Annotated in this window: 15 protein-coding genes; 6 read left to right on the forward strand and 9 right to left on the reverse strand. The window is 74.8% G+C overall.

Going from position 1 to position 16,632, the window contains the following annotated elements; translation table 11 throughout:
- Window positions 1–2 precede the first annotated feature (2 nt).
- A complete protein-coding gene (gene hutH, locus AC1Q5D_RS10850) occupies window positions 3–1,553 on the reverse strand; it encodes a histidine ammonia-lyase (protein ID WP_481738611.1) in 1,551 nt (516 codons plus the stop codon).
- 68 nt (window positions 1,554–1,621) lie between these two features.
- A complete protein-coding gene (gene hutU / locus AC1Q5D_RS10855) occupies window positions 1,622–3,316 on the reverse strand; it encodes a urocanate hydratase (protein WP_481738612.1) in 1,695 nt (564 codons plus the stop codon).
- Between the two features lie 223 nt (window positions 3,317–3,539).
- Here hutU and AC1Q5D_RS10860 point away from each other — a divergent pair, with 223 nt between their 5' ends.
- The 3 genes from AC1Q5D_RS10860 to AC1Q5D_RS10870 all read left to right on the forward strand — a co-directional run bounded on the left by AC1Q5D_RS10860 (window position 3,540) and on the right by AC1Q5D_RS10870 (window position 6,480).
- Window positions 3,540–4,112 carry a TetR/AcrR family transcriptional regulator gene (locus AC1Q5D_RS10860; protein ID WP_481738613.1) on the forward strand — a complete coding sequence of 191 codons (573 nt, stop codon included), beginning with the start codon at window positions 3,540–3,542 and terminating at the stop codon, window positions 4,110–4,112.
- A complete protein-coding gene (locus tag AC1Q5D_RS10865; protein ID WP_481738614.1) occupies window positions 4,109–5,041 on the forward strand; it encodes an EamA family transporter in 933 nt (310 codons plus the stop codon). The genes AC1Q5D_RS10860 and AC1Q5D_RS10865 overlap by 4 nt, the downstream gene beginning before the upstream one ends.
- Before the next feature lie 116 nt (window positions 5,042–5,157).
- The gene (locus tag AC1Q5D_RS10870) at window positions 5,158–6,480 is read left to right on the forward strand and encodes an MFS transporter (RefSeq protein ID WP_481738615.1); all 1,323 of its coding nucleotides are present in this window, start codon (window positions 5,158–5,160) and stop codon (window positions 6,478–6,480) included.
- Window positions 6,481–6,552: 72 nt separating this feature from the next.
- Here AC1Q5D_RS10870 and AC1Q5D_RS10875 read toward each other — a convergent pair whose 3' ends face one another.
- The 3 genes from AC1Q5D_RS10875 to AC1Q5D_RS10885 all read right to left on the reverse strand — a co-directional run bounded on the left by AC1Q5D_RS10875 (window position 6,553) and on the right by AC1Q5D_RS10885 (window position 9,698).
- Entirely contained in the window at window positions 6,553–7,446 is an 894-nt protein-coding gene (locus tag AC1Q5D_RS10875) for a GntR family transcriptional regulator (protein WP_481738616.1), read from the reverse strand.
- Window positions 7,447–7,510: 64 nt separating this feature from the next.
- Window positions 7,511–8,290 (reverse strand): IclR family transcriptional regulator, encoded by a 780-nt coding sequence (locus tag AC1Q5D_RS10880; RefSeq protein WP_481738617.1) that lies wholly within the window; start codon window positions 8,288–8,290, stop codon window positions 7,511–7,513.
- A gap of 229 nt (window positions 8,291–8,519) precedes the next feature.
- Window positions 8,520–9,698 carry an NAD(P)-dependent malic enzyme gene (locus AC1Q5D_RS10885; RefSeq protein WP_481738618.1) on the reverse strand — a complete coding sequence of 393 codons (1,179 nt, stop codon included), beginning with the start codon at window positions 9,696–9,698 and terminating at the stop codon, window positions 8,520–8,522.
- 293 nt (window positions 9,699–9,991) lie between these two features.
- On the opposite strand from AC1Q5D_RS10885, the gene AC1Q5D_RS10890 reads away from it, so the two are divergent.
- Together AC1Q5D_RS10890 and AC1Q5D_RS10895 are read left to right on the forward strand one after the other, a co-directional pair.
- Window positions 9,992–10,396, forward strand: coding sequence for a helix-turn-helix domain-containing protein (locus AC1Q5D_RS10890; protein ID WP_481738619.1), 405 nt, complete (start codon window positions 9,992–9,994; stop codon window positions 10,394–10,396).
- A 46-nt stretch (window positions 10,397–10,442) separates the two neighbouring features.
- The gene (locus tag AC1Q5D_RS10895; RefSeq protein ID WP_481738620.1) at window positions 10,443–11,735 is read left to right on the forward strand and encodes an aminotransferase-like domain-containing protein; all 1,293 of its coding nucleotides are present in this window, start codon (window positions 10,443–10,445) and stop codon (window positions 11,733–11,735) included.
- 63 nt (window positions 11,736–11,798) lie between these two features.
- On the opposite strand, the gene AC1Q5D_RS10900 is transcribed toward AC1Q5D_RS10895, so the two are convergent.
- The 4 genes from AC1Q5D_RS10900 to AC1Q5D_RS10915 form a co-directional block, all read right to left on the reverse strand.
- On the reverse strand, window positions 11,799–13,439 hold the full coding sequence (locus AC1Q5D_RS10900; protein ID WP_481738621.1) for a LuxR C-terminal-related transcriptional regulator: 1,641 nt from the start codon (window positions 13,437–13,439) through the stop codon (window positions 11,799–11,801).
- Window positions 13,440–13,495: 56 nt separating this feature from the next.
- On the reverse strand, window positions 13,496–14,599 hold the full coding sequence (locus AC1Q5D_RS10905; protein ID WP_481738622.1) for a flavin-containing monooxygenase: 1,104 nt from the start codon (window positions 14,597–14,599) through the stop codon (window positions 13,496–13,498).
- 119 nt (window positions 14,600–14,718) lie between these two features.
- Complete coding sequence (locus AC1Q5D_RS10910; protein WP_481738623.1) at window positions 14,719–15,495, reverse strand: NUDIX hydrolase; 777 nt, start codon at window positions 15,493–15,495, stop codon at window positions 14,719–14,721.
- Window positions 15,488–15,883 (reverse strand): winged helix-turn-helix transcriptional regulator, encoded by a 396-nt coding sequence (locus AC1Q5D_RS10915; protein WP_481738624.1) that lies wholly within the window; start codon window positions 15,881–15,883, stop codon window positions 15,488–15,490. Before AC1Q5D_RS10915 ends, AC1Q5D_RS10910 begins: the two co-directional genes overlap by 8 nt.
- Window positions 15,884–15,966: 83 nt before the next feature.
- Here AC1Q5D_RS10915 and AC1Q5D_RS10920 point away from each other — a divergent pair, with 83 nt between their 5' ends.
- The gene (locus AC1Q5D_RS10920; protein ID WP_481738625.1) at window positions 15,967–16,569 is read left to right on the forward strand and encodes an NAD(P)-dependent oxidoreductase; all 603 of its coding nucleotides are present in this window, start codon (window positions 15,967–15,969) and stop codon (window positions 16,567–16,569) included.
- Window positions 16,570–16,632: the final 63 nt, after the last annotated feature.

Consider the following 16,632-nt stretch of genomic DNA (forward strand, 5'->3'; position numbering starts at 1 on the left):
AGCTAGCGGGCCATCGCGGCCTCGGCGGCGCGCTGGATCGCGCCCTCGGCGAGCAGCTCCTCGGCATCGCGCAGCTCCGGGGAGAGGAAGCGGTCCGTCCCGGGGCCGGGCACGCGCTCGCGCAGGACCCCGAGCACCGCGGCGGAGACCCGCCCGGGCTCCAGCGGGGCGCGCATGTCGAGGGCGCGCGCCGCGGCGACGAGCTCGACGGCGAGGATGCGGCGCAGGTTCAGCACGGCCTGGCGCAGCTTGCGGGCGGCGTGCCAGCCCATGGACACGTGGTCCTCCTGCATGGCCGAGCTCGGGATGGAATCGACGCTGGCGGGCACGGCCAGGCGCTTCATGTCGGAGACCAGGCCGGCCTGCGTGTATTGGGCGATCATCAGGCCGGAGTCGACGCCCGGGTCGTCGGCGAGGAACGCCGGCAGCCCGTGCGAGCGGGCCGGGTCGAGCATCCGGTCGGTGCGCCGCTCGGCCAGGGAGCCGGTGTCCGCGGCGGCGATGGCCAGGAAGTCCAGCACGTAGGCGACGGGGGCGCCGTGGAAGTTGCCGTTGGAGCTGATGCGCCCGTCCGGCAGGACCACGGGGTTGTCGATCGCGGCGGCGAGCTCGCGGGTGGCGACGGTGGCGGCGTGGTCGATCGTGTCGCGCAGCGCGCCGGTGACCTGCGGGGAGCAGCGCAGCGAGTACGCGTCCTGGACGCGGGTGTCGCCCTCGCGGTGCGACGCCACGACCGGGGAGCCGTCCAGGGCGCCGAGCATGCGGGCGGCGCTGGTGGCCTGGCCCGGGTGCGGGCGCAGCGGCTCGTGGAGCTCCGGCCGGAAGACCTGGTCCGTGCCGAGCAGGGCCTCGACGGACATGGCGCCGGTGACGTCGGCGACGTCGGCGAGGTCGCGCAGGTCGGCCAAGGCCATGAGCAGCATGCCGAGCATGCCCTCGGTGCCGTTGACCAGCGCCAGGCCCTCCTTCTCCACGAGGGTCACCGGCTCGATGCCGGCCTCGGCGAGGAGCTCCGCCGTCGGCCGCTCGACGCCGTCGGGGCCGGTGGCCTCGCCCTCGCCCATGAGCACGAGCGCGCAGTGGGACAGGGGCGCGAGGTCGCCGGAGCAGCCGAGGGAGCCGAACTCGCGGACGACGGGGGTGATGCCGGCGTTGAGCAGGGCGATCATGGTCTCGAGGACGACGGGGCGCACGCCCGTGCGGCCGGTGGCCAGGGTCTTGGCGCGCAGGAACATCAGGGCGCGCACGACCTCGCGCTCGACGGCCGGCCCCATGCCGGCCGCGTGCGAGCGGATGAGGGACTTCTGCAGCTGGGTGCGCTGCTCCTGCGGGATGTGGCGGGTGGCGAGCGCGCCGAACCCGGTGGAGACGCCGTAGACGGGGGTGTCGGAGGCGGCCATCTCGTCGACGGCCGCGCGGACGCGGGCGACGTGCTCGCGGGCGGCGGGGTCGAGGGTCACGTGGGCGCCGTGGCGGGCGACGGCGACGACGTCCTCGGCCGTCGTGCCGGACTGCCCGAGGACGACGGTCCCGGTGGCGGTGGTGGCGGTCATGGGATGCCTTTCGGGGTTGGTGGGGGCGCCGGGCCGGTGTCCGGCCCGGCGCCCGGACTGGGGGCTGGCTAGGCGGAGGCTCCGGCGCGGGAGTTCTCGCGCATCGGGATCCGCACGCCGCGCTCGTCGGCGACCTCGAGGGCCCGCTCGTAGCCGGCGTCGGCGTGGCGGATGACGCCCATGCCCGGGTCGTTGGTGAGGAGGCGCTCCAGCTTCTGCGCGGCGAGGTCGGTGCCGTCGGCGACGGAGACCTGGCCGGTGTGGATCGAGCGGCCGATGCCGACGCCGCCGCCGTGGTGGATGGACACCCAGGTGGCTCCGGAGCTGGCGGCGGTCAGGGCGTTGAGCAGCGGCCAGTCGGCGATGGCGTCGGAGCCGTCCTTCATGCCCTCGGTCTCGCGGTACGGGCTGGCGACGGAGCCGGAGTCCAGGTGGTCGCGGCCGATGACGATCGGCGCGGAGACCTTGCCGTCCCGGACGAGCTCGTTGAACTTCAGGGCCGCCTTGTGGCGCTCCCCGTAGCCGAGCCAGCAGATGCGGGCCGGCAGGCCCTCGTACTCGACGTGCTCCTGGGCCGCGTCGATCCAGCGGTGCAGGTGCTCGTTCTCCGGGAACAGCTCCTTGATGGCCTGGTCGGTGACCTCGATGTCCTTCGGGTCGCCGGAGAGGGCGACCCAGCGGAACGGGCCGAGGCCCTCGCAGAACAGCGGGCGGATGTAGGCGGGGACGAAGCCGGGGAACTCGAACGCGCGGGTGTAGCCGGCGTGGCGGGCCTCGTCGCGGATCGAGTTGCCGTAGTCGAAGACCTCGGCGCCGGCGTCCTGGAACTCGACCATGGCCTTGACCTGGGCGGCCATGGACTCGCGGGACTTCTTCGTGAAGCCCTCCGGGTCGGCCTCGGCCTCGGTGTGCCAGTTCTCGACGGTGTACTCGGTCGGCAGGTAGGACAGCGGGTCGTGGGCGCTGGTCTGGTCGGTGACGATGTCCACGTGCAGCTCCCCCGCGGCGTGGCGGCGCAGCAGCTCGGGGAAGACCTCGGCGGCGTTGCCGACGTAGCCGACGGAGAGGGCGCGGCGCTCGGCCTTGGCGGCCTGGACCTTGCGGATGGCCTCGTCGAGGTCGGTCTCGACGTCGTCGAGGTAGCGCTTGCCCAGGCGGCGGCGCAGGCGGGTCTCGTCGACGTCCACGATCAGGCAGGCGCCGCCGTTGAGCGTGACGGCCAGGGGCTGGGCGCCGCCCATCCCGCCGCAGCCGCCGGTGACCGTGAGCGTGCCGGCCAGCGAGCCGCCGAAGCGCTTCTTCGCGATCGCGTGGAACGTCTCGTACGTGCCCTGGAGGATGCCCTGGGTGCCGATGTAGATCCAGGAGCCGGCCGTCATCTGGCCGTACATGATCAGGCCCTCGGCCTCGAGGCGGCGGAACTCCGGCCAGTTGGCCCAGTCGCCGACCAGGTTGGAGTTGGCGATCAGGACGCGCGGCGCCCACTCGTGCGTGCGGAAGACGCCGACGGGCTTGCCGGACTGCACCAGCAGCGTCTCGTCGGGGTCGAGGGTCTCGAGGGTGCGGCTGATGGCGTCGAACGCCTCCCACGTGCGGGCGGCCTTGCCGGTGCCGCCGTAGACGACGAGGTCGTCCGGGCGCTCGGCCACCTCGGGGTCGAGGTTGTTGTGCAGCATGCGCAGCGCTGCCTCGCTCTGCCAGTTCTTGGCCGTCAGGTCGGTGCCGCGGGCGGCGCGGACGGTGCGTGCTCCGGGAAGGGCCATCGTGGGTTCCTGCCTTCGGGTCGAGGTGTGGTGCGGGCCACTGGCCCGGGGGTATATCTCCATGAAACCCCCTCGGGAGCCCGGCAACCACGGGGTTCCGGCAAGGCCTGTCCGGGATGCCAGACAAGGCGCCCGACGGCGGGGCCCGGCTCCCGCCGGGGCCTTGCGCGTCGCACGAAGCCCATAGGTAGACTGGTCTAACTACTAGCGACTGGAGGTTCCCATGGCGACGACGACGCCGCGGCCGCGCCCCGCCCGCGAACGGCTGCTGGAGGCCGCCGCGGAGCTGTTCTACGCCCACGGGATGGCCGCCACGGGCATCGACTCCATCACCGAGCGGGCCGGGGTCGCACGGAAGAGCCTCTACAACAACTTCGCGTCCAAGGACGAGCTGGTCCTCGCGTACCTCGAGGCCCGCCACCGCGAGTGGCTGGACCTGCACGAGCGGCGGGCCGCGGACGCCCAGACGCCGCGGGAGCGGGTGCTCGCCGTCTTCGACGCCTACCTCGACCACGCCGGCGCCGCGTACGTCCACGGCTTCCGGGGCTGCGGGCTCCTCAACGCCGCCGCCGAACTGCCCGCCGGATCCCCCGGACGGGACGCGGTCCGCCGGCACAAGGAACAGGTCGAGGCGATCCTCGCGGACGCGCTGGCGGGCGCCGCGGGCGCTGCCGCCCGGGCGGAGCAGCTCGCGTTCCTGCTCGAGGGCGCCGTCTCGCGCGCTGGCCTCGAGGGGTCGCCCGACCGGCTGGCCCGCGCCCGCGCCGTCGCCGCGTCCTGGCTGGACGCCGCGTGAGGAGCGGCAGGACCGGGGCCCTCGCCGCGATCACGGCGACCTCCATCCTGTGGGGCACCACGGGCACGGCGGCGACGTTCGCCCCCGCCGCCGGCCCCCTGGCGATCGGTTCCGCGGCGATGGGCCTCGGCGGCCTCCTGCAGGCCGCCGTCGCACTCCCCGCGCTCCGGGCCGCCCGGCCGCAGCTGCGCCGCAACGCGCGGCTGGTCGGCCTGGGGGCGGCCGCCGTCGCCGTCTACCCGCTGGCGTTCTACGGCTCGATGCACCTGGCGGGCGTCGCGATCGGCACCGTCGTCTCGCTCGCCTCCGCCCCGCTGGCCTCCGGGGTGCTGGAGTGGCTGGCGCACCGCGCCCCGGTCAGCCGGTGGTGGCTGTTCGCCGCCGGGCTCGGCATCGTCGGCAGCACGCTGCTGTGTCTCGCCAAGGCCACCGGCGCCGCCGGCGAGGCCGGCCCGACGCTGGCCGGCATCGCGCTCGGCCTCGTCGCGGGGGCCGCCTACGCGACGTACTCGTGGGCCGCGCGCAGCCTCATGCACCGCGGCGTGGGCCGCGCCGCCTCGATGGGCGCCGTCTTCGGCACGGGCGGCGCGCTGCTCCTGCCGATGCTGGCCCTCACCGGGGCCCCGCTCGTCGCCACGCCGGAGGCCTTCGCGGTGGCGGCCTACATGGCGCTGGTCCCGATGTTCCTCGGCTACCTGCTCTTCGGGTACGGCCTGGCGCGCGTCGCGGCCAGCACGGCCACCACCATCACGCTCAGCGAGCCGGCGGTCGCCGCGGTCCTGGCCGTCGCCGTCGTCGGCGAGCGCCTCGGCCCGGCGGGCTGGGCCGGGCTGGGGATCGTCGGCGCCGCACTCGTGGTCCTGGCCGTGGCGCCGGCCACCGCCCCCGCGACCCGGGACGCGCCTGATGGCATTTTGCGGATAACATAAACCAACGTGTCCCCGAACGAATCCCCGGCAGTGGCCGGCCCCACCGGCACCCGTCGGCCGCGCCCGTCGCGCGCCGCCTCCCGGCGTCCCCGCTGGGCCGTCCCTGGGGAGCCACGATGAGGGGCGCCCTCCGGGCGGGCGCGTGGCTCTGGCTGCTCGTGGCCGCCGCCCTGCTGACCCAGACGGCCCTGAACCTGGTGCGCCCGGTGACGACGTACAAGCTGCTGGGGCTGGGCGCCGGTCCCCTCGTCGTGGGCCTCGTGACCGCGGTCTACGCGCTGCTTCCGCTCGTGAGCGCGATGTGGTTGGGCCGGGTCACGGCCAGGGTGGGCCGCCTGCGCCACATGATGAGCGGCGGCGCCGTGCTGCTCGCCGTGGGCGCGGCCGGGCTCGCGGCGGCCCCGGGAGTGCCCACCGTCGCCGCGGGCAGCGCGCTGCTCGGGCTCGGGCACCTCGTCTTCACCATCGCCGGCCAGGCGGCCGTCGCACGCTGGCTGCCCGACGACCAGCTGGACCGCGGGTTCGGCTGGTTCACGGCGGCCTACGCGGCCGGGCAGCTGGCCGGACCGCTGGCCGCCGGCCTGATCCTGGGCGGCCATGGCGCGACGGCCTCCCCGGAGCGGGCCGCCGACGTCGCGCTGGCACTCTGGATCGGGGCGGCCGTGTCGCTGCTCGCAGTGCCCGCGCTGGCCACCGCCTGGGCGCAGCCCCGCCGGGCGGGCGCCGGGCCGGCGGACGGAGGGCCGGCGGACGGAGTGCGTCCGGACGGCGCCGGCCAACCCGCGGACGCGGGGGCGGCCCAGTCCGCGGGCGGCCGCGCCTCTTCCGGGGGCGGCCGGGCCTCTTCCGGGGACGGTCCCGGGGCGCAGGAGGGCCGGGCGACGATGGCCCGGATCCTGGCGCTCCCGGGGATGCGCTCGCACATGCTGGCGTCGCTGTCGCTGCTGGCCATGCTCGATATCCTCACCGCGTTCCTGCCGGTGGTCGGCGAGCGGGCGGGCGTCGCCCCGGCCGTCGTGGGCGCGCTGCTGGCGGTCCGCGGAGGCGCGTCCATCCTCTCCCGCGCCTTCCTGCCCTGGCTGTCCTCCAGGTTCTCGCGGCGGACCCTCCTGCTGGCGAGCCTCTACGGCTCCGGCGCGGCGCTGGCGTTGCCCCCCGTGCTGATCTCCTCGCCCTGGTGGGCCGCGGCGTTCCTCGGCCTCGGCGGGTTCTTCCTCGGGCTGGGCCAACCGATCACGATGTCGCTGGTGTCCATGTCCGTTCCGGCCCGCTGGCGGGGCGCGGCCCTGGCCGTGCGGCTCATGGGCAACCGGCTGGGCCAGGTCGTGCTGCCGCTGGCCGCCGGCACCGCGGCCGTGGGCTGGGGCCCCGCGGGCGCCATCTGGTTCACCACGGCCCTGCTGGGCGTCAGCGGCCTGGAGAAGACGCTCCGCCGGTGACGCCGGCTCCGGCACCCCCGGCCCCGGCACCGTCGCCCCGCCGTCGTCGCCCCCGTCGCCAGGGAGGGCGGCCTACTCCTCCGGGGCGGCGGTCTTCTCCTCGCCGGCGCTCCTGAGGTGCTCGCGCATGAACGCCGAGGCGGCCTCGTTGTGCCCGGCCAGGAGCAGGTCGATGAGCTGGAGGTGCTCTCGGCACCGGGCGAGGGCGCGGTCCCGGGGCAGGGCCTTCTGGTACTCGATCAGCCGGCGGAGCCGGTCCACGCGGCGCAGGCCCTCGGCGAAGAAGGCGTTGCGGGAGCAGTCCATGACCGACTCGTGCAGCGCGGTGTTCGCGTCGAAGAGCGCCGCAGGCGACACCTCCCAGATCGCCCCGTCGACGAGCCGCTGTTGCTGCTCCCTGCACCGCTGCAGCGCCGGGACGTCGAGCGTGAAGGTGGGCTCGAGGATCGCCGCGGGCTCGATGACGAGCCGGAAGCGGTAGCTCTCCCGGTACGCCCGCAACGAGTCCAGCGTCGGCAGGAACTCCCACCCGTAGCCGGGCGCGCGGTCGATCCACCCCTCGTTGGACATGCGCCGCAGCGTTTCGGCGAGCTCGGCCCGGGTGAAGCCGTAGCTGCGCATGAGCTGGCTCTCCGTGACGCGGTCGGGGAGGCGCCCCTCGAGCCGGTCCGTGGCGATCCGGTGGTACCGCTCCTCGGTGGAGGCCCCGGTGGGGCCGACGGCGGGGGCGGGGAGGCGTTCCGGCGGGAGGGCGACCACGTAGCCGCCCCGCTCGGCCCGGCGGACCGCGCCGTCGGCCTCGAGGAGGCGCAGCGCCTCGCGCACGGGCGAACGGGAGACGCGGAGCCGCTCCCCGAGCTTCCGCTCGATCAGCCGCGCACCCTCCGGCAGGCCGGCCTCGGCCACGTGCCGCAGGATCTCCGCGGCGACCGAGGCGACCAGCGGCGAGGGGTCGGTGGCGCGCATCGGCGTTCCTTTCCGCGGCTGGGCGGCCGAGTCGTTGGGGTATCAGTGAGGAAAATACCAAAGGCTACGCGCGGCGGCCGTGGATCCTCGCGGAAAGCTCGTCCGCGACGTCCCGGATCCCCTCGAGCAGGGCGGGCCGCCGGTCCTCGGGCAGCCTGTCGCTGAGGTAGGTGACCGCCACGGAGGCAACCGGCCAGCCCTGGTGGTCCAGGACGGGCACGGCCATGGACGCGAAGTCCGGCGTGACGTCCCCATCCTCGGTGGCGTACCCGCGCTGGGCCGTCTCGTCGAGCAGGCGCCGCAGCTGGGTGTAGGTCGTGACGGTCGTCGGAGTCTCGTGCCGGGTGGTGAACGCGGCCGCGTTCGGGTACAGCGCGCGGGCCTGGGACTTGGGCAGCCACGCGAGGATGGCCCGGCCGGTCGCCGTCACGTGGGCCGGCAGCCGGACGCCGACGTCCGTCACGAGCGAGGGCCGGTTCTTGGCGCGCTCCTCCACGACGTACAGCACGTCGCGTCCGTGGAGGACAGCCAGGTGGGCGCTCTCCCCCACGCGGTCGACGAGCCGGTCCACCAGCGGGCGCCCGATCCGCGAGAGCGGCTCCTGCCGCGAGTACGCCGAGGAAAGCTCGAACGCCGCGATCCCCAGCCCGTAGCGGCGCTCCTCGGGCAGGTGCATCACGAACCCGGCGTCCTCCATCACGGCCAGCAGGTGGTAGACGCTGGAGCGGGGCAGGTCGAGGGCGGACGCGATGGCGGACGCGGCGACCGGCCCCCGGCGGGCGGCGAGGTACTTCAGGATGCGCAGCGTGTGGTGCGCTGCCGGGACCTTGACGGGGGACGCCACGGGCCCACCTCCTTCTCGGGGGGCGGTGGATCGATGGAATCCGACGGTACCCGCCCGGGGCCGCGGGCGGGAGTCCGTGTCGGCCGGGGGCTCCGCCGCCCAGGGGCCGCAGGCCCCGCCGGGGGACGCCACCGTCGCGCTGACCCGCCGTCGTACTGGCCCCCGACACGGCGCGGCCCCGCCCCCGACACCGGGGGCGGGGCCGCGGCGGCCTGCTGGGGCCGGCCTGCTACTGGCCCGCGGCGGCGCGGCCGACGGCCTCGGCGACGGCGCCGGCGACCCGCGGATCGAGCGGCGAGGGCACGATGTGGTCGGCGGCCAGGTCCTCGGCGGCGAGGTCGGCGATCGCCTGCGCGGCCGCGATCTTCATCTCCGGGGTGATCTTCCGCGCGCCGGCGTCGAGCGCGCCCCGGAAGATCCCCGGGAACGCGAGCACGTTGTTGATCTGGTTCGGGAAGTCCGAGCGGCCGGTGGCGACGACGGCGGCGTGCTTGGCCGCGACGTCCGGCATGACCTCCGGGTCCGGGTTGGACAGGGCGAAGATGATCGCGTTCTCGTTCATCCGCGCGATGTCCTCCTCGGCGACCTTGGAGGAGGAGACCCCGACGAACGCGTCCGCGCCGTCGAGCGCCTGGGCGACGCCGCCGATGATGTCGTCCTTGTTCGTCTTCGCGGCGTACTCGGCCTTGATGGCGTTGAGGTCGTTGCGCTCGCGGTGGATGGTGCCCCGGGAGTCGACCAGGACGACGTCCCCGACGCCCGCGTTGATGAGGATCTCCGCGATGGCGATGCCGGCGGCGCCGGCGCCCGAGACGACGACGCGCATGTCGCCGAACGCCTTGCCCGCGACGCGCGCGGCGTTGGTGAGCGCGGCGAGGACGACGACGGCGGTGCCGTGCTGGTCGTCGTGCATGACCGGGCAGTCCAGGGCCTCGATGAGGCGCTGCTCGAGCTCGAAGCAGCGCGGCGCCGAGACGTCCTCGAGGTTCACCGCGCCGAAGCTCGGGCGCAGGCGGACGAGGGTCTCGACGATCTCGTCGACGTTCGTCGTGTCCAGCACCAGGGGGATGGAGTTCAGGCCCCCGAACTCGCGGAACAGGGCGGACTTGCCCTCCATGACGGGCAGCGACGCGGCGGCGCCGATGTCGCCCAGGCCCAGCACGGCGGTGCCGTCGGAGACGACGACGACCAGGCGGGAGGCCCAGGTGTGGGTGGCGTGCTTGGCCGGGTCGGCGGCGATGGCGCGGGAGACCTGGGCGACGCCGGGGGTGTAGGCAATGGACAGCGCGCGCTTGGAGTCCAGCGGCATCGTGGTCTGGACGGTCAGCTTGCCGCCCTCGTGGGAGGAGAAGATCTCCTCCTCGCTGATCGGGGCGGAATCGGTCTGGTGGCCGGCGGTGGCGGTCATGGTGGCTCCTTCGTTGAAAGTGTCTGAGTCCAGCGGGCGTGTCGCGGATTGCGCGGGACGGGCGTCGGCCGCTTCCGGGCAGAGGGCGGTGCGGCAGCGGCGTCCTTGCCTCGCTCTGCGCGGGGCAGCCCCGGGATGGGGGGCGCACGCACGGGCGCAGTGGTCAGTACTTTCTTTAGACCGTGGTGTCCACGGTACCGAATCGGGGCCGTCCGCGGAAAGCCACCCCGCGCCGGGCGCCGGGCGCGCAGCAGGCAGGCGCGGGACCGGGACCGCCGGGGCATGATGGTCCCATGCCCTCGGAAACCACGGCGCTGAGCCGCACCACCCACCACGAGGCCCTGCCCGCGGCCGACGCCGCGCGCCTGGCCCGCGCCCTCGAGGAGTCGGCGGACGCGACCGTCTTCGTCAACGGGACGGCCGTGCGCCTGCCGGGCGCCGCCGTCGACGCCGTCATGGACGTGCTGCTCCGGCTCTCCGCGGGCGAGGCCGTCACCGTGAGTACCGCCGAGCGCTGGCTGAACACCTCCCAGGCCGCGAAGCTGGCGGGCGTGTCCAACACCTACATGCGCAACCTGACCGACGCGGGGACCATCCCGGTCGAGTACCGCGGCACGCACCGGCGGATCCGGCCCGCCGACGTGCTCGCGTGGGTCGCCGCGCGTGAGCAGGCCGCCTCCCCCAGGGAACATCAGTAGGGAACGGTTGTTGCCTATTCGGTAACTCGTTTGCGAGACTGTGGCCGTGACCACATCGACGAAGCGCGCCCTCGACCCCAACGTGCCCTCCGAGACCGACCTGGCGCTGGCCCGCGCCGAGGCCTCCCGACGCCACGAGACCCTGTTCTCGGAGCGTGCCGCGAACATCAAGCAGTCGGCCGTGCGCGACGTCTTCGACATCTCGATGCGCCCGGGCCTGGTCTCGCTGGCGGGCGGCAACCCGTACCTGCAGTCCCTCCCGCTGGACAAGCTCGGCGAGATGGCCCGCCGCATCATCGCGGAAGAGGGGATGGTCGCGCTCCAGTACGGCGGCGGCCAGGGCACCGAGGAGCTGCGCACCCAGATCTGCGAGGTGATGGCGGCGGAGGGCATCACCGACGCGGATCCGGAGAACGTCGTGGTCACTGCGGGGTCCCAGTCCGCGCAGGACGTCGCGGTGAAGGTCTTCTGCGACCCCGGCGACGTGGTCCTCGTGGAGGACCCGACCTACGTCGGCGCCCTGAACGCGTTCGAGGCGCAGCAGGTCCAGCCGATCCCCGTGCCCATGGACGACGACGGGCTGGTCCCCGAGGAGCTCGAGCGGACCGTCCGCCGGCTCCACGCCGAGGGCCGGCGCATCAAGCTCCTCTACACGATCCCCAACTTCAACAACCCCTCAGGCATCACGCTCGCCGAGGAGCGCCGCCAGCGGGTCGTCGACATCTGCCGGGAAGCGAACATCCTCGTCATGGAGGACAACCCGTACGGGCTCCTGCGCTTCGACGGGAAGCCCCACACCCCGATGCGGGCCGCCAACCCGGACGACGTCCTCTACATGGGCTCGTTCTCGAAGATCCTGGCCCCCGGCCTGCGCATCGGCTGGGCGCTGGTGCCGGGCCACCTGCACCGCCGGTTCTACCTCGCGAGCGAGGCCGTGACCCTGTGCCCGCCCACGCTGAACCAGATGCTGATCAGCGAATACCTCTCCGGGCACGACTGGCGCGGACAGATCGACACGTACCGCGAGCTGTACGCCGGCCGCTGCGCGGCCCTGCTCGACGCGCTGTCCGAGCACATGCCCGACGGCGTCGAGTGGACCACGCCCCAGGGCGGCTTCTTCGTTTGGGTCACGCTGCCCGAGGGCGTGGACACCTACCCGCTGCTGCACGAGGCCATCGACGCCGGCGTCGTCTTCATCCCGGGGGCCGCGTTCACGCCCGGCGACGAGCCGAGCAACCGGCTGCGCCTGTCCTTCAGCGCGGTCGACGAGGAGTCGATCCGCGAGGGCGTGCGCCGGCTGGCGCCCGTCCTCGAGCGCGCCCTCGCCGGCTCCCGCTAGGCTCCGCCGCGCCACGGCGGGCGCCGCGCGTCGCGGGGAGCCCCGGCGGGCCCGCCCCGGGCCCTAGGCCAGCCCGTGGGCGAACGCGTACGCCGCCGCGGCGGTGCGGGAGGTGACGCCGATCTTCGTGAAGATGTTGGACAGGTGCCGCGCGACGGTCTTCGTGCTGAGGACCAGCTCCGCAGCGATCTCGGCGTTGCTGCACCCGGACGCGACGAGGCGCAGGACCTCGACCTCGCGGGGCGAGAGACCGCCCGCCGGCCGCGCGGCGAGGGAGCGGGCCAGTTCGGCGGCTTCGTCGTGCGCCGGGGCGGCCCCGAGCTCGCGCAGGGCCGAACACGCCGCGTCCGCCTCCATCCGCGCGGTGTCGTCGTCGCCCAGCGCCGCGCACGCCCGGGCCACCGCGACCCGGGCCCGCGCCGTCTCGTAGGGTGCCCGCAGGGCGGTCCAGGCGCGCACGGCGCGGCGCAGGGCGGGCAGCGCGCCGGCGGCGTCCCCGTCGGCCAGGCGGACCAGCCCGGTGGCGCAGTGCGCGTGCGCGCCGACCCACGCGCACTCCAGCGAGTCCGCCAGCGTCTCCAATTCCCGGGCGGCGTCCCGGGCGCCGGGGAGGTCGTCGACGGCCAGCCGCACCTCGACCACGGCGGGCAGCAGCCGCGCCCGCGCGGGCGGGGGCGCGTCCTCGCCGGCCAGCCGGTCGACGACGGCCCGCGCCGCGGCGGCCCGGCCGCGCTGCAGCCAGAGCAGGGCGGCCCCGGGCTGGGGCTGGAACCCGGCCCGGCTGGCGCGTTGGTATGCGGCCTCGGCGGCGGCCGCGTCCCCAACGATCCGGTGGACCTCGCCGACTTCGTAGTGGGCCAGGCCCACGGCTTGGGCCTGGCCAGCCTGCGTGTACCGCTCGATCGCGGCGTCGAACTCGTCCACGGCGCGGGCATAGGCCCCGTCGAGGCGCAGGAGTTGCCCCCGGTGGACGGCGCATTGGCCCGTGAAGGGGACCAGGTCCGGCTGCTGGTCGCACCACCGCGTCAGGGCGGCCGTCCACTGCCGCATCCGGTCGAAGTCGCCGAGTTCCTGGCACGCCTCGACGACGCTGCAATAGATCATCCCGGCGAAGACCGGCGCCACCCCGCCCGAGAGCACGTGCGCCATCGCCTCGTCCAGCTTGGCCTGCCCCTCGCCGGCCCGCCCCGGTAGCATCAACAGCCCGCGCCCCTGGGCGTGCAGGCCCATGGCCACGAGGTCCTCGTCGCCGACCTCCCGTCCGATGGCGGCGGTCCGGTCCCCGGCCTCCAGCGTGCCCTGGCCGTCTCCGGCCGCGCCGCGCCGCATGGCCTCCGGAACGAGCAGGTAGCCGCGTTCCGCCGCCGCATCCGGGGCGTCCTCGAGCAGGCTCGCCGCCCGGCCCCACCAGCCTCCGGCCACGGCCTGGTCGCCGTCGAACAGGGCCGCAAGGCCCAACCAAAAACAGCACCGCGCGGCCTCGGCGGGTCGTCCCGCGGACTCGTGGAGGTGGAGGGCCTCCTGGAGCACCCGCTGGCACTCGGCATAGAGGCCCAGCAGGTAGGCGGCCGTGGCCCAGCGGGCCAAATCGGCCGGGGACAGGCCCTCTCCCGCGTCGGCCTCGGCGAGCCGTTCGTAGGCCGCGGCCCACTCCCGGCGCTCGAAGGCCTCGCGTCCCCGTTCCAGCTCCTCGGCAACGGCCACGGGCGCACCTGCCTCTCCCGGCCACGATACGCCCGCCACCTGCCGCTGTCAGTCCGTCAGGCCGCCATGGCCGGGGAGGCCGTGGCACGGGCCTGGACGCGGCCGGCCACATGGGCCGCGTCGTCGCCCGCCCCGCCGAGCAGCATGGACCGGAAGGAGCTCTGGAAGCACAGGCCCGTGAAGAACAGCCCCGGGGCCTCCGGCACCTCGCCCCGGTCCTCCCGGGGCCACCCTCCCTCGCCGAGGACGTCCGGCTCGATCCAATCGAACGCCTGCCGGAAGCCGGTCGCCCAAACGACGGCGGCGGCCTCGACCACACGCCCGTCGGCGAGCCGCGGGCGGCCGCCCTCGGCCCCGACGACGCGTTCGGTCACCCGCTCGACGCCGGCGGCGGCCAGGTCCCCGCGCTTGACCCGCAGGGCGGGGGCCCCGTGGAACCGCGCCTCGGCCAACATCTTCCGGCCAACGGGCGTGCGCCGGTCCATCACGTGCCCCCAGACGAACCAGAGCAACGGGAACGCCAGGCGCAGCTGGCGGGTGCCGAACTTCAGTGGCAGCTGTCCGCAGTCGCGGCCGGCGAGCACGACGTGCCGGGTCGCGGCGAGCTCGTGGGCGATGTCGAACCCGGAGTGGGAGGCCCCGACGACGAGGACGGTGCCCTCCGGCAGCTGGCCCGGGTTGCGGTATTCGCTCGAGTGCAGCTGCACGATCCCCGGATCGAGTTCGGCCGCGGCAGCCGGCACCGCCGGCGTCCGCCCGTACGTCCCGCTGGCGACGACGACGTTCCGGGCCCGGTACTCCCCGGAGTCGGTGGCGACGAGGTGGCCCTCCGCGGCCGGCCGCACCCGGAGGACCCGGACCCCGGTGCGCACGGGCAGGTCGAACTCCCGGACGTACGCCTCGAGGTAGTCGGCGACCTCGTCCTTGCCGGGGAAGTGCCAGGGGTCGCCGGGGAACGGCAGGCCCGGCAGGGCGTCGTACCGGGCCGGGGAATAGAGCAGCAGGCTGTCCCACTGCCGGCGCCACTGCTCGCCGACGCGGGCGTTGCGTTCCAGGACCACGCACTCGTGCCCGGCCCGGGTCAGGTGGTACGCCGTGGCGAGACCGGCCTGGCCGCCTCCCACGATGACGGTCTCGATGATGGCTGGGTTCGTTTTCATGCCTTCACGCTAGGCTCGCGCCGCACCCACCCGCGTCGGGCGGATGACCCATTCCGCTCCGGCCCCGGGATGGGTCGTCCTGCCCACCGGCATGGCCCGCCCACGGACCCGGTGCCCGCCTAGTGCGAACGCTCGTAGACCCAGGGCAGGTCCGTGATGTCCATCCGGTGGCGGCGCCCCGACGGGAGGTCCGCGCCCGGGACCGCGTCGCCGTCGTACTCCGCGTCCCCCGACCACAGGATCAGCTGCCGCCCGTCCGCAGTGGTCTGCCGGCGGCTGTGGAACTCGCGCGGCTCGGCGGAGCGGGCCGCGGCCAGGGCGTCGTGGACGGATGCGGCGACCTGGAGGTCGTGGAGGGTCACCCAAGTCGGCGCGACGAGCCGCATCTGCCCGCGCGCGTGGCGCTCCAGCGCCTCGGCGGGGGCGAGCCACGCGTGGCCGACGTGCTCGTCGGCGCTGAGCCGGACGGGCCCCTCGGGGGCCGCGGCGAGGAAGAACCTGGTCAGCAGGCGCTTGGGCGCCTGCGCCGGCGGGATCCAGAGCGAGATCGCCACGAGCCCGGCCGGGTCGAGTTCCAGCCCGGTCTCCTCGAGGGCCTCCCGCCGTGCGGCCCGGACCGCGCCGAAGGACGCGGCGTCGGGGCCCGAGTCCTCGGCCTCCAGGTCCTCCGGGTCCACGTGCCCGCCCGGGAACACCCACGCGCCGGCGAACGAGCCGCGCTGGGGACGTTCAAGCAGCAGGGCCTCGAGGCCGGGCCGGCCGTCGCGCAGCAGCACGACCGTCGCCGCCTCGCCGTGGAAGCGCGGACCGCCGCCGGGGCCGGTGCCCCCGTCGCCGGCCCAGGCCCCGGCCGGACCGTGGGGGTCGGGTGCCGTTCCCGCCGCGTTCTCAGGCACCGCGCACCTCCGGGATCACGGCCTCGTCGTCGTACGCGGCGCGGGCCTCGAGGATCGACGCCGCGTGCGCCTCGGACCACTCGCGGACCGTGTGCAGCGGCCCGAGCAGTGAGCGGCCGAGCTCGGTCAGCGAATACTCGACGCGCGGCGGCACCTCGGCGAAGGCGGCTCGCCCGACGAGCCCGTCGCGCTCGAGCGTCCGCAGCGTCTGGGTCAGCACCTTCGGCGTCACGGAGCCGACGGCGGCGCGCAGCGCCGAGAAGCGCAGCGGCCCGCCCTCGAGCGCGTGGACCACCAGCGGCGTCCACTTGTCGCCGATCCGCTGCAGCACGGCGCGGGACGGGCAGTCCGGCACCATGACGTTGAAATCCCGCGACACGGTATCCATGGGGGAACTATATGACGTTGAGGTATCCGGTATCCAGCGGATACCTTTGCTCCACCAGCATCGTTGTGACGAAAGGACGACCCATGAAGATTGCCGTGTACGGCGCCACCGGGATGGTGGGGCGCGAGATCGTCCGGGAGGCGCTCTCCCGGGGCCACGAAGTCACGTCCGTGACGCGCCACGGCACGGCCGTGGAGGGCACGGCGGCGGTCGCCGCGGAGCTCGGCGACCTCGCGACGTACCGCCGGCTCGCGGGCGAGCACGACGCCGTCGTCCTCTCCGTCCCCCCGTCGCGCGACGGCGGCGACCACGGGCCGTACGTGGCCGCGCACGAGGAGATCACCGAGACGCTGGTCCCGGCCCGGGTGTTCGTCGTCGGCGGCGCCGGCGCCCTGAACGCCGGCGGCCACCGCCTCGTCGACGCGCCCGACTTCCCGGAGGCGTACAAGGCGGAGTCGCTGACGATGGCGCACGTCCTCGAGGCCTACAACTCCGCCTCCGGCCTGGACTGGACGATGCTCGCGCCGGCCCCGGTGATCCAGCCGGGCGAGCGCACGGGCGAGTACACCACGGGCGTCGACTCCCCCGTGGGCGACTCGATCTCCACGCAGGACTTCGCGGTCGCCGTCCTGGACGAGCTGGAGGAGCCGAAGAACCGGCACCGCCGCTTCACGGTCGCCAACTAGGGCGGCGGGGGGGGGGAGCGAAAGGGGGGGGCCCACCACTGTGAGGGATTGGGGGACCCACAT

The sequence above is a fragment of the Arthrobacter paludis genome (assembly GCF_056782315.1).

Bases quoted from the DNA above. Each gene is read 5' to 3' on its own strand.
- AC1Q5D_RS10870 (WP_481738615.1), top strand. From the start codon at position 5,158: ATGAGGGGCGCCCTCCGGGCGGGCGCGTGGCTCTGGCTGCTCGTGGCC.
- AC1Q5D_RS10875 (WP_481738616.1), bottom strand. From the start codon at position 7,446: ATGCGCGCCACCGACCCCTCGCCGCTGGTCGCCTCGGTCGCCGCGGAG.
- AC1Q5D_RS10915 (WP_481738624.1), bottom strand. From the start codon at position 15,883: ATGGATACCGTGTCGCGGGATTTCAACGTCATGGTGCCGGACTGCCCG.
- hutU (WP_481738612.1), bottom strand. From the start codon at position 3,316: ATGGCCCTTCCCGGAGCACGCACCGTCCGCGCCGCCCGCGGCACCGAC.
- AC1Q5D_RS10905 (WP_481738622.1), bottom strand. From the start codon at position 14,599: ATGAAAACGAACCCAGCCATCATCGAGACCGTCATCGTGGGAGGCGGC.
- AC1Q5D_RS10890 (WP_481738619.1), top strand. From the start codon at position 9,992: ATGCCCTCGGAAACCACGGCGCTGAGCCGCACCACCCACCACGAGGCC.
- hutH (WP_481738611.1), bottom strand. From the start codon at position 1,553: ATGACCGCCACCACCGCCACCGGGACCGTCGTCCTCGGGCAGTCCGGC.
- AC1Q5D_RS10860 (WP_481738613.1), top strand. From the start codon at position 3,540: ATGGCGACGACGACGCCGCGGCCGCGCCCCGCCCGCGAACGGCTGCTG.
- AC1Q5D_RS10885 (WP_481738618.1), bottom strand. From the start codon at position 9,698: ATGACCGCCACCGCCGGCCACCAGACCGATTCCGCCCCGATCAGCGAG.
- AC1Q5D_RS10920 (WP_481738625.1), top strand. From the start codon at position 15,967: ATGAAGATTGCCGTGTACGGCGCCACCGGGATGGTGGGGCGCGAGATC.